This is a genomic window from Aquincola tertiaricarbonis (assembly GCF_000969605.1).
In the GTDB taxonomy this organism is placed as follows: Bacteria; Pseudomonadota; Gammaproteobacteria; order Burkholderiales; family Burkholderiaceae_C; genus Aquincola; species Aquincola tertiaricarbonis.
This window is the reverse complement of record NZ_JZUE01000002.1, coordinates 354,507-368,826: the sequence shown is the minus strand read 5'-3', so window position 1 is coordinate 368,826 and position 14,320 is coordinate 354,507. Positions and strand designations below refer to the sequence as shown.

At 69.0% G+C, this 14,320-nt stretch carries 11 protein-coding genes; 9 read left to right on the top strand and 2 right to left on the bottom strand.

The annotated features are described in order from the left end of the window. Nucleotides 1–3 precede the first annotated feature (3 nt). Nucleotides 4–408, bottom strand: coding sequence for a hypothetical protein (locus VO99_RS03940; RefSeq protein WP_046111478.1), 405 nt, complete (start codon nt 406–408; stop codon nt 4–6). 478 nt (nt 409–886) lie between these two features. On the opposite strand from VO99_RS03940, the gene VO99_RS03935 reads away from it, so the two are divergent. The 7 genes from VO99_RS03935 to VO99_RS03905 all read left to right on the top strand — a co-directional run bounded on the left by VO99_RS03935 (nt 887) and on the right by VO99_RS03905 (nt 11,137). Continuing rightward, on the top strand, nt 887–1,567 hold the full coding sequence (locus VO99_RS03935) for a response regulator (protein ID WP_046111477.1): 681 nt from the start codon (nt 887–889) through the stop codon (nt 1,565–1,567). Nucleotides 1,568–1,853: 286 nt separating this feature from the next. After that, nucleotides 1,854–3,485: a response regulator gene (locus tag VO99_RS03930; RefSeq protein ID WP_046111476.1), complete on the top strand. Its 1,632-nt coding sequence runs from the start codon at nt 1,854–1,856 to the stop codon at nt 3,483–3,485. Between the two features lie 264 nt (nt 3,486–3,749). Continuing rightward, nucleotides 3,750–6,608 carry a 2-oxoglutarate dehydrogenase E1 component gene (locus VO99_RS03925; RefSeq protein ID WP_046111475.1) on the top strand — a complete coding sequence of 953 codons (2,859 nt, stop codon included), beginning with the start codon at nt 3,750–3,752 and terminating at the stop codon, nt 6,606–6,608. Between the two features lie 30 nt (nt 6,609–6,638). Continuing rightward, nucleotides 6,639–7,937 carry a 2-oxoglutarate dehydrogenase complex dihydrolipoyllysine-residue succinyltransferase gene (gene odhB, locus VO99_RS03920; RefSeq protein WP_046111474.1) on the top strand — a complete coding sequence of 433 codons (1,299 nt, stop codon included), beginning with the start codon at nt 6,639–6,641 and terminating at the stop codon, nt 7,935–7,937. 10 nt (nt 7,938–7,947) lie between these two features. After that, nucleotides 7,948–9,378: a dihydrolipoyl dehydrogenase gene (lpdA, locus tag VO99_RS03915; RefSeq protein ID WP_046111473.1), complete on the top strand. Its 1,431-nt coding sequence runs from the start codon at nt 7,948–7,950 to the stop codon at nt 9,376–9,378. Nucleotides 9,379–9,418: 40 nt separating this feature from the next. After that, entirely contained in the window at nt 9,419–10,516 is a 1,098-nt protein-coding gene (zapE, locus tag VO99_RS03910) for a cell division protein ZapE (RefSeq protein ID WP_046111472.1), read from the top strand. A 12-nt stretch (nt 10,517–10,528) separates the two neighbouring features. Next, a complete protein-coding gene (locus VO99_RS03905; protein WP_046111471.1) occupies nt 10,529–11,137 on the top strand; it encodes a hypothetical protein in 609 nt (202 codons plus the stop codon). A gap of 24 nt (nt 11,138–11,161) precedes the next feature. Here VO99_RS03905 and VO99_RS03900 read toward each other — a convergent pair whose 3' ends face one another. Continuing rightward, complete coding sequence (locus VO99_RS03900) at nt 11,162–11,974, bottom strand: PP2C family protein-serine/threonine phosphatase (RefSeq protein WP_046111470.1); 813 nt, start codon at nt 11,972–11,974, stop codon at nt 11,162–11,164. A gap of 45 nt (nt 11,975–12,019) precedes the next feature. Between VO99_RS03900 and VO99_RS03895 the strand changes: the two genes are divergently transcribed. After that, nucleotides 12,020–12,223, top strand: a complete 204-nt coding sequence (locus tag VO99_RS03895; protein ID WP_046111469.1) for a YdcH family protein — start codon at nt 12,020–12,022, stop codon at nt 12,221–12,223. Nucleotides 12,224–12,252: 29 nt separating this feature from the next. Continuing rightward, nucleotides 12,253–14,244, top strand: coding sequence for a DNA repair helicase YoaA (gene yoaA, locus VO99_RS03890; protein WP_046111559.1), 1,992 nt, complete (start codon nt 12,253–12,255; stop codon nt 14,242–14,244). The last annotated feature ends 76 nt before the right edge of the window (nt 14,245–14,320 follow it).

Genomic DNA, 14,320 nt, shown 5'->3' with positions numbered 1-14,320 from the left:
GGCCTAGATCAATTCCTCGATCGTCAGCATCCCGTACTTCTTGGCCAGCGTGGCCTTGCCGCTGCGTGCCGCCTCGGCCACGCGGTTCTGCATCTCGTCGTCGCGCACCCGCACGATCATCAGCCCGTGGCCCTCGAGTGCCAGCAGGTACATCTGGCGCATGGACTGGATCTCCGAGCCGAAGCCCGAGGCGCCGCTGGCATCCGGCAGCAGCGGCTTGAACTGGGCCACCACCTCCTCGGGACTCAGGCGGACGATGTCGCCGTCCGCCACGCCCTGCGACTGCAGCAATTGCGCAACAGTGTCGGCGGCCGATTCCTCGGGGAAAACGATGACGACATGGCCCGTGGGCTTGAAGCTGCCGAACGACAGCGGCAGGTTGTCCTTGGTGATGGTGGGCTCGAACATGGTCTGGCTCCTGGCGATGTGGCCGCGGCCCGGGGCGGGCCGCGGCATTTCAGTCACCCCAGCCGTGGCATGCGTCGTGCCTACGCGTCATGCCGCGGATGCGGGGGTGTGCCGTGCTGCCGGTCAAATGCCGATATCGCGCGAGGCGATCCGGCAATTCTGGCCGTCCCGCCCCTCCCGCCCTGCTGACAAACGGAGTGCTTCGCATTTACCCCGCCCAAAACGCATTGGAAGCTCATGCAAACGATTGTTGTCGGTGCAACGTCACCGCGCGCTACGAGGCGCCATCGGCACAGGATGCGGAAAACGCCGATCGTGTAGTCGGCCAATCCCGCATAGATCGCAAATATGACGGGCGGGTGCAATCGCCGGCAACGGCGCCGGAAGCACCTGAGGCTGATTTGCTGCATAAACCGGGTTCAGTTCACTGCGTAAAAATAGTGGCTTGCCGCACTGAGGATGAAATAATCCCGTCCATATGAACGCAAAAACAACGCCCCCCGCCGAAGAAGTCACCACGTCGGCGTTCTACACCACCATCGAAACCGCACGCCTGCTCGGTCTGGCCGTGCGGTCGGTGCAGTTGATGGTCGATCGTGGTGAGCTGGAAGCCTGGAAGACACCAGGCGGGCATCGGCGCATCTCCAAGGTGTCGGTCGAGCGCTGGATCGCCGTCAACCGCATGCATGTCACTTCCGGCGGCAGCGGCGCCGGTGCGGGCAAGCAGGAAGAAAAGGCACCGCGCGTTCTGCTGGTGGAGGATTCCTCGCACTTCCAGAACCTGGTGTCGCTGCTGGTGCGCGAGCAATATCCGGAAGTGGAACTGCATGTGGCCGACGACGGCATTGCCGGCCTGGCCATGTATGGCCAGCTGCAACCGCAGGTGCTCATCGTGGATATTCTGTTGCCGGGTATTGACGGCGCCACCTTGATTGCCAGCCTGCGTTCGCATCCGCAATTCGCCAACAGCGAACTGATCGTGATGACTTCGCTGGACGAACAGCAACGCGCGCCTTATGCATTTGCGTTGGCGGGCGTGCCGGTGGCGCACAAACTCCAGCTGGTCGCGCAATTGGAGCCCCTGCTGCGCAATGCGCTCGTCAAACATCTGCCGCGGTTGGCGGCTGATCAGGGCGATCAGAAAAATACGGCCGAATAAATCGGCATGCACCGGCGCCTGCCGCGGGATGCGGCGGGCGGTGCGCAGGCCAGTGCGCAGCCACACTGGCCGCCGGCCTCTCCATCTGCGACCGCAGGATGCCCTGCCGGTCGCACATCGGTCATTTTGATAAAAATGATGCAAATGAACTGAACTGGAATTTCCATCGATGCCAGTCGCCGTCCCGTGGTTTTTGTAAACCCGTGTGCACGCCTTACCATTGTGATTCAGGGGCACATTTCTGAGCGAAGATGATTCGCTCGGTGGTTCGAGGCGGAGAGCGGTGATGGTGGAATCGACGTTTGCGCTGCGCGATATGGTGGCGGGTCTGGCCGATACCTTTGGTCGGCAGGCCCGGCTGAAGGGCGCCGAATTGGTCGTGGACGTTTCGCCTTCGCTGGCCGCGGTCACGCAAACCCTGTCCGGCGACCTGTCCAGGCTTACACAGCGTGTGAAATTGCTCGGCGAACAAGCGCTGGCGCCGGCCACGCCCAACGGCAGCCTGATCCTGCGCATCGAGCAGCAGCCCGCGGGGCCGCTGGCACCGGACGACATCGTGCTGCGCTTCGGCTTCCACGATCCCGCGCTTCGCTCGGCCGCGCAGGCCACCCACTTCTTCGACGAGCGCTTCCGCCGCGCCGCCACGGCCACCTCGCCGCCGCCGCTGCAGCCCCTGGATGCCGCGCTGCGGCCCTTGCAACAGCACCAGATCCTGGCAGTGGACGACAACGCGCCGGCCCTGCGGGTGCTGCTGCAAGCGGCAAGCGCCTTCGGCCTGTCCATCGAGCCGGCGCACGACGGCTGGGATGCCCTGCGGGCGGTGATGCTGGCGCACGAGGCCTCGCGTGACCATGGCCTGGTGCTGCTGGACGCCCGCATGCCCGGCATGGACGCGCTGGACTGCGCCCGCCAGCTGCGCGAGAACACGCCCTGCCGCGCGCCCATCCTGCTGATGGCCGGCCCCGGCGACGAGGACGCCGTGGCGGTGCTGGCGCCCGACCAGCCGCTGGGCCGGGCGCTGGGCATCGCCGGCGTGCTGCGCAAGCCGGTGGTCGATGGCGCGGTGCTGGCCCGCGCCTGCCTGGACGCCCTGGTGGTGCGGCCGCCGCTGGTTGGACCCGAGCCCGCCGCCCCCGGCCCGCTGGACGGCCTGCACCTGCTGGTGGTGGCCGATGCCGACGTCGCCACGGCCGGCGTGCCGCGGCCCGCGACCGCCGCGCTGGTGGCGCAGCTGCGCCTGGCCGGCGCCAGCGCCCGCCAGGCCAGCGGCGGTGGCGACACGCTGGACCTGCTGGCCATGCCGCAGTGCGACGCGGTGCTGCTGCACATGCAGCCACCGGGCGGCCGCGCGCTGGAAGCCGCCCGCGCGCTGCGTGCAGAGCCCCGGCTGCGCCACCTGCCGCTGCTGGCCGTGGGACCGGAGGCGGGTCAGATCGACCGCGCGCGGCTGCAGGCCGCCGGCATCGACGAGGCGCTGCCCGACGCCGGCGACATGCAGGCGCTGGCCATGGCCCTGGCGCGCTGCCGCGCCGCGCGTGCCGCCGCCACGCCGGCCGCGCTGCAGCGGCTGGACAGCCTGCCCGGCATCGACGCTGCCATCGGCCGCGCCAGCACCATGGGCAACGACAAGCTCTACCGCCGCCTGCTGATCAAGTTCCGCGATGCGCAGCACGACGTGCCGGCCCGCATCGCCGACGCCTGGCAGGCCGGCGACGTGCAGGGCGCCCGGCGCCTGGCGCACGACCTGGCCAGCGTGTCCGGCACCTTGGGCGCGATGCAGTTGCACCGCTGCGCGCGCGAGCTGGAGTCGGTGTGCGCCGGCGAGGCCGACGCCGCCAGGCTGCCGGCGCTGCTGGCCGCCACCAGCGTGGAGCTGTCCCGCGTGGTGCGCAGCCTGCAGTTGCTGGGCACTGAGTAGGCAAGCGCCAACGCCAGCGCCGGCCACGGCGCAATCCCCTTCCCGGTGGGGAGGCCCACGCCAAGTGTGCAATCTGCCCTGATTGTCATCCCGGGTTCGGAGGGGCGGTGCTACAGTCGCCCCCTTGTTTGAAGCAGGTCCTTCCCGTCCCCTTTGCTGGCGTACAGCCAAGGCGGGTCGCAATCCGCCAACCGGTCAAGCCGTGTCGCGGAAGGTTTTCCAACCAGCCAACAGTGCCCAAGAAGGGCGCGTGAGGTGAGCGAGATGATGGAACAGTACAGGTCCAATTCGTACCTGTTCGGCGGCAATGCGCCGTATGTCGAAGAGCTTTACGAGGCCTACCTCGACAACCCGGGCTCCGTGCCCGACAACTGGCGCAGCTACTTCGACGCCCTGCAGCACGTGCCCGCGGTCGACGGTTCCGAGAACCGCGACGTCGCCCATGCGCCGGTGATCGAATCCTTCGCGCAGCGCGCCAAGGCCGGCGCCTTCGCGCTCAAGGCCAGCAACACCGATCTCGCCGTCGCCCGCAAGCAGGTGCACGTGCAGTCGCTGATCGCGGCCTACCGCTTCCTCGGCTCCCGCTGGGCCGACCTGGACCCGCTCAAGCGCACCGAGCGCCCCAAGATTCCCGAGCTGGAGCCGGCGTTCTACGACCTGACCGAGTCCGACATGGACATCGTGTTCAGCGCCACGAACACCTACTTCACCTCCGCCGACCAGATGACGCTGCGGCAGATCGTGCAAGCCCTGCGCGAGACCTACTGCGGCTCCATCGGCGCCGAGTACATGCACGTCACCGAGCCGGCCGAGAAGCGCTGGTGGCAGGAGAAGCTGGAAAGCATCCGCAGCAAGCCGACCTTCAGCGCCGAGGAGAAGATCCACATCCTCGAGCGGCTGACCGCATCGGAAGGCCTGGAGCGCTACCTGCACACCAAGTTCGTCGGCCAGAAGCGCTTCTCGCTGGAAGGCGGCGAGAGCTTCATCGCCTCGATGGACGAGATCGTGCAGCGCGGCGGCCAGAAGGGCGTGCAGGAGATCGTGATCGGCATGGCCCACCGCGGCCGCCTGAACGTGCTGGTCAACACCCTGGGCAAGATGCCCAAGGACCTGTTCGCCGAGTTCGAGCACACCGCACCGGAGAACCTGCCCGCCGGCGACGTGAAGTACCACCAGGGCTTCTCCAGCGACGTCTCCACGCCGGGTGGCCCGGTGCACCTGTCGCTGTCGTTCAACCCCTCGCACCTGGAGATCGTCAACCCGGTGGTCGAAGGCTCGGTCAAGGCCCGCCTGGACCGCCGCGGCGACAAGGAAGGCGACCAGGTGCTGCCGGTGCTGGTGCACGGCGACGCCGCCTTCGCCGGCCAGGGCGTGGTGATGGAGACGCTGGCGCTGGCGCAGACGCGCGGCTACTACACCGGCGGCACCGTCCACCTGGTGATCAACAACCAGATCGGCTTCACCACCAGCGACCCGCGCGACACCCGTTCCACGCTGTACTGCACCGACGTCGTCAAGATGATCGAGGCGCCGGTGCTGCACGTGAACGGCGACGACCCCGAGGCCGTGGTGCTGTGCACCCAGCTCGCGCTGGACTACCGCCAGGAGTTCAACAAGGACGTGGTGGTCGACATCGTCTGCTTCCGCAAGCTGGGCCACAACGAGCAGGACACGCCCAGCCTGACGCAGCCGCTGATGTACAAGAAGATCAGCAAGCACCCCGGCACCCGCAAGCTGTACGCGGACAAGCTGGTGGCGCAGAACGTGCTGCCGGCCGACGGCCCCGACGCGATGGTCAAGGCCTACCGCGCCGCGATGGACGCGGGCAAGCACACGGTCGACCCGGTGCTGACCAACTTCAAGAGCAAGTACGCGGTGGATTGGGCTCCGTTCCTCAACCGCAAGTGGACCGACGCCGCCGACACCGCGCTGCCGCTGGCCGAGATCAAGCGGCTGGCCGAGCGCGTGACCACCATCCCCGAGAAGTTCAAGCTGCATCCGCTGGTGGAGAAGGTCATCGCCGACCGCGCCGCCATGGGCCGCGGCGAGGTGAACGTCGACTGGGGCATGGGCGAGACGCTGGCCTACGCGTCGCTGGTGGCCTCGGGCTACCCGGTTCGCCTGTCGGGCGAGGACTGCGGCCGCGGCACCTTCGTGCACCGCCACGCCGTGCTGCACGACCAGAACCGCGAGAAGTTCGACGAAGGCACCTACATCCCGCTGCAGCACGTGGCGGACAACCAGGCCCCGTACACCGTCATCGACTCCATCCTGTCCGAAGAGGCGGTGCTGGGCTTCGAGTACGGCTACGCCAGCGCCGAGCCCAACACGCTGGTGATCTGGGAAGCGCAGTTCGGCGACTTCGTCAACGGCGCGCAGGTGGTCATCGACCAGTTCATCGCCTCGGGCGAAGTGAAGTGGGGCCGTGTCAACGGCCTGGTGATGATGCTGCCTCACGGCTATGAAGGCCAGGGCCCCGAGCACAGCTCGGCCCGCCTGGAGCGCTTCATGCAGCTGGCCGCGGACAACAACATGCAGATCTGCCAGCCGACCTCGGCGAGCCAGATCTTCCACCTGCTGCGCCGGCAGATGGTGCGCATGTTCCGCAAGCCGCTGGTCATCATGACGCCCAAGTCGCTGCTGCGGAACAAGGACGCCACCTCGCCGCTGTCGGACTTCACCAAGGGCGAGTTCCGCACCGTCATCGGCACGGACAACCCGGACGTCGAGCCGCAGAAGGTCAAGCGCATCATCGCCTGCTCGGGCAAGGTGGCCTACGACCTGATCAAGCGCCGCGACGAGAAGAAGGCCTACGACGTGGTGATCCTGCGCGTGGAGCAGCTGTACCCGTTCCCGCACAAGGCCTTCGCCGCGGAGCTGAAGAAGTTTCCGAACGCGACCGAAGTGGTGTGGTGCCAGGACGAGCCGCAGAACCAGGGCGCCTGGTTCTTCGTGCAGCACTACATCCACGAGAACATGGCCGAAGGCCAGAAGCTCGGCTACGCCGGCCGCCCGGCCTCCGCCTCGCCGGCCGTGGGCTATGCCCACCTCCACCAGGAACAGCAGAAGGCACTGCTCGACCAGGCCTTTGCCAAGCTCAAGGGCTTCGTGCTGAGCAAGTGACCCACCGACTGAATCCACAACAAACACATCATGGCCATCATTGAAGTCAAGGTTCCGCAACTGAGCGAGTCGGTCGCGGAAGCCACCCTGCTGACCTGGAAGAAGAAGCCTGGCGAGGCAGTTGCCGAAGACGAGATCCTGATCGAGATCGAGACCGACAAGGTCGTGCTGGAAGTGCCGGCGCCCGCCGCCGGCGTGCTGGCCGAGTTCGTCAAGCAGGACGGCGCCACCGTCGCCAGCGACGAAGTCATCGCGAAGATCGACACCGAAGCCGTGGCCGGCGCCGCGGCGCCGGCTACTGCCGCACCCGCACCGGCACCCGCTGCCGCCGCCCCGGCCGCGGCACCTGCGGCCGCACCCGCCGCCGCCCCCGCGGCCGGCGGCAGCAAGAGCGACGTGGCCATGCCCGCGGCCGCCAAGCTGCTGGCCGACAACAACCTGTCGGTCGGCAGCGTGGCCGGCACCGGCAAGGACGGCCGCGTGACCAAGGGCGACGTGCTCGGCGCCGTGGCTGGCGGCACCGCTGCCCCGGCCGCCAAGGCCGCGCCGGCACCGGTGGCTGCACCCGCACCTGCGCCGAAGCCGGCGCTGCCGCCGGTGGCCGCGCCGGTGGCGCAGAACCTGGGCGACCGCCCGGAGCAGCGCGTGCCGATGAGCCGCCTGCGCGCCCGCGTCGCCGAGCGCCTGCTGCAGTCGCAATCCACCAACGCCATCCTCACCACCTTCAACGAGGTGAACATGGCCCCGGTGATGGAGATGCGCAAGAAGTTCCAGGAGAAGTTCGAGAAGGAGCACGGCGTCAAGCTGGGCTTCATGAGCTTCTTCGTGAAGGCGGCGGTCGCGGCGCTCAAGAAGTACCCGGTGATCAATGCCAGCGTGGACGGCAACGACATCGTCTACCACGGCTACTTCGACATCGGCATCGCGGTGGGCTCGCCGCGTGGCCTGGTGGTGCCCATCCTGCGCAACGCCGACCAGATGAGCTTCGCCGACATCGAGAAGAAGATCGCCGAGTTCGGCCAGAAGGCGCGTGACGGCAAGCTGTCGCTCGACGACCTGACCGGCGGCACCTTCTCGATCAGCAATGGCGGCACCTTCGGCTCGATGCTGTCCACGCCCATCATCAACCCGCCGCAGAGCGCCATCCTGGGCGTGCACGCCACCAAGGACCGCGCCGTGGTCGAGAACGGCCAGATCGTGGTGCGCCCGATGAACTACCTGGCGATGAGCTACGACCACCGCATCATCGACGGCCGCGAAGCCGTGCTGGGCCTGGTCACGATGAAGGAAGCGCTGGAAGACCCGGCCCGACTTCTCTTCGACATCTGAGCGCAGCACCATGGCTGAAAAGAACTTCGACGTCGTCGTGATCGGCGGCGGCCCTGGCGGCTACATCGCGGCCATCCGCGCGGCGCAACTGGGCTTCAACACCGCCTGCATCGACGAGTGGACCAACCACAAGGGCGGCCCGGCACCGGGCGGCACCTGCACCAACGTCGGCTGCATCCCCAGCAAGGCGCTGCTGCAGTCGAGCGAGCACTTCGAGCAGGCGCACCACCACTTCCAGGACCACGGCATCGGCCTGGACAACCTGTCCATCGACGTGCCGAAGATGCTGTCCCGCAAGGACCTGGTGGTCAAGCAGAACAACGACGGCATCCTCTACCTGTTCAAGAAGAACAAGGTCACCTTCTTCCACGGCCGCGGCTCGTTCGCCAAGGCCGCTGAAGGCGGCTATGAGATCGCCGTCGCCGGCAAGCAGGCCGAGACCATCGGCGCCAAGCATGTGGTGGTGGCCACCGGCTCCAATGCCCGTGCACTGCCCGGCGCGCCGTTCGACGAGGTCAACGTGCTGTCCAACGACGGCGCGCTGAAGGTCGGCGCGGTGCCCAGGAAGCTGGGCGTCATCGGCTCGGGCGTCATCGGCCTGGAGATGGGCTCGGTGTGGCGCCGCCTGGGTGCCGAGGTCACGGTGCTGGAAGCGCTGCCCACCTTCCTGGCGGCGGTGGACGAGCAGGTGGCCAAGGAAGCCTTCAAGGCCTTCACCAAGCAGGGCCTGAAGATCGAGCTGGGCGTGAAGATCGGCGAGATCAAGAACGAAGCCGGCGGCGTGACGGTGGCCTACACCGACGCCAAGGGCGGCGCGCAGAGCCTGGCGGTGGACAAGCTGATCGTCTCCATCGGCCGCACGCCCAACACCATCGGCCTGAACGCCGAAGCCGTGGGCCTGAAGCTGGACGAGCGCGGCGCCATCGTGGTGGACGCCGACTGCAAGACCAACCTGCCCAACGTCTGGGCCATCGGCGACGTGGTGCGTGGCCCGATGCTGGCGCACAAGGCGGAAGAAGAAGGCGTGGCCGTGGCCGAGCGCATTGCCGGCCAGCACGGGCACGTCAACTTCAACACCATCCCGTGGGTGATCTACACCAGCCCCGAGATCGCCTGGGTGGGCCAGACCGAGCAGCAGCTCAAGGCCGAAGGCCGCGCCTACAAGGCCGGCAGCTTCCCGTTCATGGCCAACGGCCGTGCGCGGGCACTGGGCGACACCACCGGCTTCGTCAAGTTCCTGGCCGATGCCAAGACCGACGAGATCCTGGGCGTGCACATCGTCGGCCCGATGGCCAGCGAGCTCATCTCGGAAGCCGTGGTGGCCATGGAGTTCAAGGCCAGCGCCGAGGACATCGCGCGGATCTGCCATGCGCATCCGTCGCTGTCCGAGGCCACGAAGGAAGCCGCCCTGGCGGTGGACAAGCGCACCTTGAACTTCTGATGGCAGCGGCCGGCCCGCAGCGTCGGCCGGTCTGACCGCCATGGGGGTCAGACAGGTCTATGAGGCCGCGCTGAAGGCGCGCGGCTACCAGAGCGATCCGGCGCAGCTGCGCGCCATCGCGGCGCTGGAGCGCTGCGAGAACGAGTGGATCCGCTACCTGGAGCAGCGCAGCAACGCGGTGGCCCGCCTGCTGCGCCGCCCGCCCATTCCGCGCGGCGTGTACATGGTCGGCGGGGTGGGGCGCGGCAAGAGCTTCCTGATGGACTGCTTCTTCCAGTCGGTGCCGCTGCGCCGCAAGACGCGGCTGCACTTCCACGAGTTCATGCGCGAGGTGCACCGCGAGCTGCAGGAACTCAAGGGCCTGCAGAACCCGCTGGACGAGCTGGGCAAGCGCATCTCGCGGCGGTTCCGCCTCATCTGCTTCGACGAGTTCCACATCGCCGACGTGACCGACGCGATGATCCTGCACCGGCTGCTGGAGGCGCTGTTCGCCAACCGGGTGAGCATCGTCACCACCAGCAACTTCCGCCCCGAGGGCCTGTACCCCAACGGCCTGCACCGCGACCGCATCCTGCCGGCGATCGACCTGCTGAACCAGCGCATGGAGGTGATCGATGTCGACAACGGCACCGACTACCGCAGCATCACGCTGGAGCAGGTGGCCATGTACCACACGCCGCTGGGCCCCCAGGCCGATGCCGCGATGACCGAGGCCTTCGACAAGCTGGCCGAGGCGCGCGACGAAGACCCGGTGCTGCACATCGAGCAGCGCGAGATCCGCTCGCGCCGCAAGGCCGGCGGCGTGGTCTGGTTCGACTTCAAGCAGCTGTGCGGCGGGCCGCGGTCGCAGAACGACTACCTCGAGATCGCGACCCAGTTCCATACGGTGTTCCTGTCGAACGTGCCGCTGATGCCGCCCAACCTGGCCAGCGAGGCACGCCGATTCACGCTGCTGATCGACGTGCTGTACGACCGGCGGGTCAAGCTCATCATGTCGGCCGCGGTGCCGGCCGAGCAGCTCTATACCGAAGGGCCGCTGGCGCATGAGTTCCCGCGCACCGTCTCGCGGCTGAACGAGATGCGCTCGGCCGAGTTCCTGGCGCTCGACCGGCGCGACGTGGACACGCGCATCACCTGAGACGGCATCACGATGGCACCTACTGCACCCCGGCTGGTCGCCTGGCTCATGGCCCTGGCGGCCGGCGCCGCCACCGCGCAGGGCGTGGGCGAGCAGCGCGCGCGCATCGAGCGCGAACAGGCCGCCGCCGAAGCGCGGTATGCCGAACGCGAGGCGGTGTGCCTGCAGCAGTTCATCGTCACCGCCTGCGTGAACGAGGCCAAGGCCGAGCGCCGCGCGGTGCTGGAGCGCCTGCGCAACGAACGCCTGGCGCTCGACGAGCAGCAGCGCAAGCAGCGGGCGGCCAATCGCCTGGCCGATGTGGAGAAGCGCCGCCAGGAACGTGCGCAGGCGGAACGCGAAGCGGCGGGCCGCGTGGCCGAGCGGGCGTCGTCACCCGCCGCACGCGCGTCGGTGCCTGCCGTGCCGCTGCCGCCGCCCGCTGCGGCGTCGGCCGTCACGCCCCGCAGCGCGCCTGACCGAAGCGGGGAGCGCGCGCGTGCGGCCGAACGCGCCGCGCAGCAGGCGCAGCGTGCCTCGGCCGCACAGGAGCACCGGCGCAGGGTGGAGGAGCGCAACCGGCGCGATCCGCCGCCGCCTTCGCTGCCGGTGCCGCGGCAGCTGCCGGCCAGCGCGCCTTGAAACCGCGGCGGCCGGCCGCGCCGCTCAGTTGGCGTTGGCGGTGCCGCGCGGCAGCGCATCCACCCGCAGCAACGCCAGCGAGAGGTTGTCGCCACCGCCGCGTGCGCGCTGGCGGGCCTTGTTGATCAGCATCTCGCCCGCCTCGCGCGGCGGCAGCGCATCCACGATGGTGCCCAGCTCGTGCGGGGTGAAGTAGTGCCACAGGCCGTCGCTGCAGGCCAGCAGGCTGTCGCCCACCTCCAGCCGCTCGATGGTCATCAGGCTCAGCGGCGGGTCCTGCTGGGTGCCCAGGCAGCCGGTGAGCAGGTTGGACTGCGGATGGGTGTTGGCGTCTTCCTCGGCCAGCCGGCCTTCGTCGATCAGCCGCTGCACGAAGGAGTGGTCGATGGTGCGCGACACCAGCTGCGCCCCGCGGAAGTGGTACACGCGGGAATCGCCGGCATGCACCACATGGCCGCGGCGGTCCGGGCTCACCAGGAAGGCGGCCACGGTGCTGTGCGGCTCCTCCTCGGCGGTGATGGCGGTGAGCTTGATCATCAGGTGCGCCTCCTGCACCAGCTGCCTCAAGGTCTCGCCGGCGTCGTCGGTGCCCGGCACGAAGCGCTCGAACAGCTGGCGCGCAGTGAGCAGCACCTGGTCGGCCGCCTTGCGCCCGCCGCTCTTTCCGCCCATGCCGTCGGCCAGCACGCCCAGGGCGCAGCCGGCCACCCGCGGGTGCACCAGCAGCGCCACCTGGTCCTGCTGGTAGGCGCGGTCGCCACGGTGGATGCCGGTGGCGGCGGACAGGCGGTGGCCCGGAGGACTGGCCACGGTGGAAGCGGGGAAGGGACTGGACATCACGGCAATATACGGGAAGGAGTGGCCTAAACTCGGCTGCCCGCCATGCCAGACAACCTGCACTCGCCCCAGCGCCAGCTCATCGAGCTGCGCATGGAACATGCCGACCTCGACAGCGTGATCGACCGGCTGTCGGTGACCCAGCCGGAGGACGATCTCTCGCTGCGCCGGCTGAAGAAGCGCCGCCTGATGCTGCGCGACCAAATCGCCCGGCTGGAAGTGCAGCTGGAACCGCCCGAGCCCGCGTGACCGAATCAGAAGACATCGCCGACCCGGCGATGCAGCATCCCGCCGACGATCCCGCCGCACTGGCCGATGCCGTGCGGCGTGCCTTCGCGCTGGACGGCCCGCTGGCTGCGGCCGATCCGCACTACCGCGAGCGTGAAGGCCAGCAGCAGCTGGCCCTGGCCGTGGCCGATGCGCTGGCCTACCGCGAGGCCCTGGTGGCCGAGGCCGGCACCGGCACCGGCAAGACCTTCGCCTACCTGGTGCCGCTGCTGCTGGCGGGCCGCCGCGCGCTGGTGAGCACGGCCACCAAGAGCCTGCAGGACCAGCTTTTCCTGCGCGACCTGCCGCGCCTGCGCGAGTCGCTGCAGGTGCCGGTGACGCTGGCGCTGCTCAAGGGCCGCGCCAGCTACCTGTGTCTGCACCGCATGGACCAGGCGCGGCAGACCGTCTCGCTGGCCGACCGCTTCGTGCTGCGGGCGCTGGCGCGCATCGAGCAATGGGCGCAGACCACCACGGGCGGCGACCTGGCCGAGCTGGAAGGCCTGGACGAACGCTCGCCGGTGATTCCGCTGGTCACTTCCACCCGCGACAACTGCCTGGGCACCGACTGCCCGCGCTACCGCGAATGCCATGTGATGAAGGCACGCCGCGACGCGATGGCGGCCGACCTGGTGGTGGTCAACCACCACCTGTTCTTCGCCGACATGGCCTTGCGCGACAGCGGCGTGGCCGAGTTGCTGCCCACGGTGGATGCCGCCGTGTTCGACGAGGCCCACCAGCTGGTGGACGTGGGCACGCAGTTCCTCGGCCGCGCGCTCGGCACCGCGCAGCTGATCGACCTGGCGCGCGACCTGCTGGGCCTGGGCCAGCAGCAGGCCCGCGGCCAGGCCGACTGGCAGGCGCTGGCCGCCGCCTGCGACCGCGCCGCGCGCGAGCTGCGCATCGCCGCCGTCGGGCCGCTGCGGGAGGTGCATGCGGGCGTGAAGCTGCGCTGGGCCGACCGCGCGGGCGGCGCAGCCTTCCTGCAGGCCATCGACGACGTGGGCGCCGCCTGCGATGCCGCGGTGCAGGCGTTGGCCGAGGTGGACGAGGGCAACGCCGAACTGGCCCGCCTGCGGGCCCGTGCCGAGCATGCGGTGCAGATGGCGAGGCACTTCGCCGAGCCGTCCACGCCCGACCATGTGCGCTGGGTGGACCTCAGCGCCCAGCAGGCGCGGCTGATCGAGGCGCCGCTGGACATCCGCGAGCTGCTGACCGAGCAGCGCAACGCGGCGCCGCGCGCCTGGGTGTTCACCTCGGCCACGCTGGGCGACGACGAGAGCCTGCGCTGGTTCACCACCGCCGCCGGGCTGGAGGACGCCCGCAAGTTGCGGGTGGGCAGCCCGTTCGATTATCCGGAGAACGCGCGGCTCTTCGTGCCGCAGCGCTTTCCCAAGCCCAACGATCCGGGCCATGCGGAAGCCGTCGGCCGGCTGGCCGGCCGTTGCGCCGCGGCGCTGCGCGGGCGCACCTTCGTGCTCACCACCACGCTGCGGGCGATGCAGGTCATCGCCCAGGCCCTGCGCGACGAGCTGGCGTGGGCCGGCGGCGACATCGAGGTGCTGGTGCAGGGCCAGCAGCCCAAGCGCGCGCTGATGCAGCGCTTCATGACCAATCCCGCCAGCGTGCTGGTGGGCTCGCAGAGCTTCTGGGAAGGCATCGACGTGCCGGGCGATGCCCTGCAGTGCGTGCTGATCGACAAGCTGCCGTTTCCGCCGCCCAACGATCCGCTGGTGGAAGCGCGCGTCAAGCGCATCGAGAGCGAAGGCGGCAATGCCTTCGGAGAGCTGTTCGTGGCCGACGCGGCGATCAGCCTGAAGCAGGGCGCCGGCCGCCTGATCCGCAGCGAGACCGACCGCGGCCTGCTGGTGGTGTGCGACCCCCGCATGGCGACGATGAACTACGGCCGCCGCCTGCGCGCCGCGCTGCCACCGATGAAGCTGGCCACCACCGAGCAGGAAGCCCTGGACTGGCTGCACCACCTCGCCGAATCCCACGGGTAGCCAAAACGACAACGGCCGCCGAAGCAGCCGCATGAGTCAACGAGTGACCAAGCCGTGAGCCCCCCGGGGGCTGGCG

Coding starts and splice junctions, on each gene's coding strand:
- lpdA (WP_046111473.1), top strand. CDS start 7,948: ATGGCTGAAAAGAACTTCGACGTCGTCGTGATCGGCGGCGGCCCTGGC.
- VO99_RS03895 (WP_046111469.1), top strand. CDS start 12,020: ATGCCAGACAACCTGCACTCGCCCCAGCGCCAGCTCATCGAGCTGCGC.
- odhB (WP_046111474.1), top strand. CDS start 6,639: ATGGCCATCATTGAAGTCAAGGTTCCGCAACTGAGCGAGTCGGTCGCG.
- zapE (WP_046111472.1), top strand. CDS start 9,419: ATGGGGGTCAGACAGGTCTATGAGGCCGCGCTGAAGGCGCGCGGCTAC.
- VO99_RS03935 (WP_046111477.1), top strand. CDS start 887: ATGAACGCAAAAACAACGCCCCCCGCCGAAGAAGTCACCACGTCGGCG.
- VO99_RS03905 (WP_046111471.1), top strand. CDS start 10,529: ATGGCACCTACTGCACCCCGGCTGGTCGCCTGGCTCATGGCCCTGGCG.
- VO99_RS03900 (WP_046111470.1), bottom strand. CDS start 11,974: ATGTCCAGTCCCTTCCCCGCTTCCACCGTGGCCAGTCCTCCGGGCCAC.
- yoaA (WP_046111559.1), top strand. CDS start 12,253: ATGCAGCATCCCGCCGACGATCCCGCCGCACTGGCCGATGCCGTGCGG.
- VO99_RS03925 (WP_046111475.1), top strand. CDS start 3,750: ATGATGGAACAGTACAGGTCCAATTCGTACCTGTTCGGCGGCAATGCG.
- VO99_RS03940 (WP_046111478.1), bottom strand. CDS start 408: ATGTTCGAGCCCACCATCACCAAGGACAACCTGCCGCTGTCGTTCGGC.
- VO99_RS03930 (WP_046111476.1), top strand. CDS start 1,854: ATGGTGGAATCGACGTTTGCGCTGCGCGATATGGTGGCGGGTCTGGCC.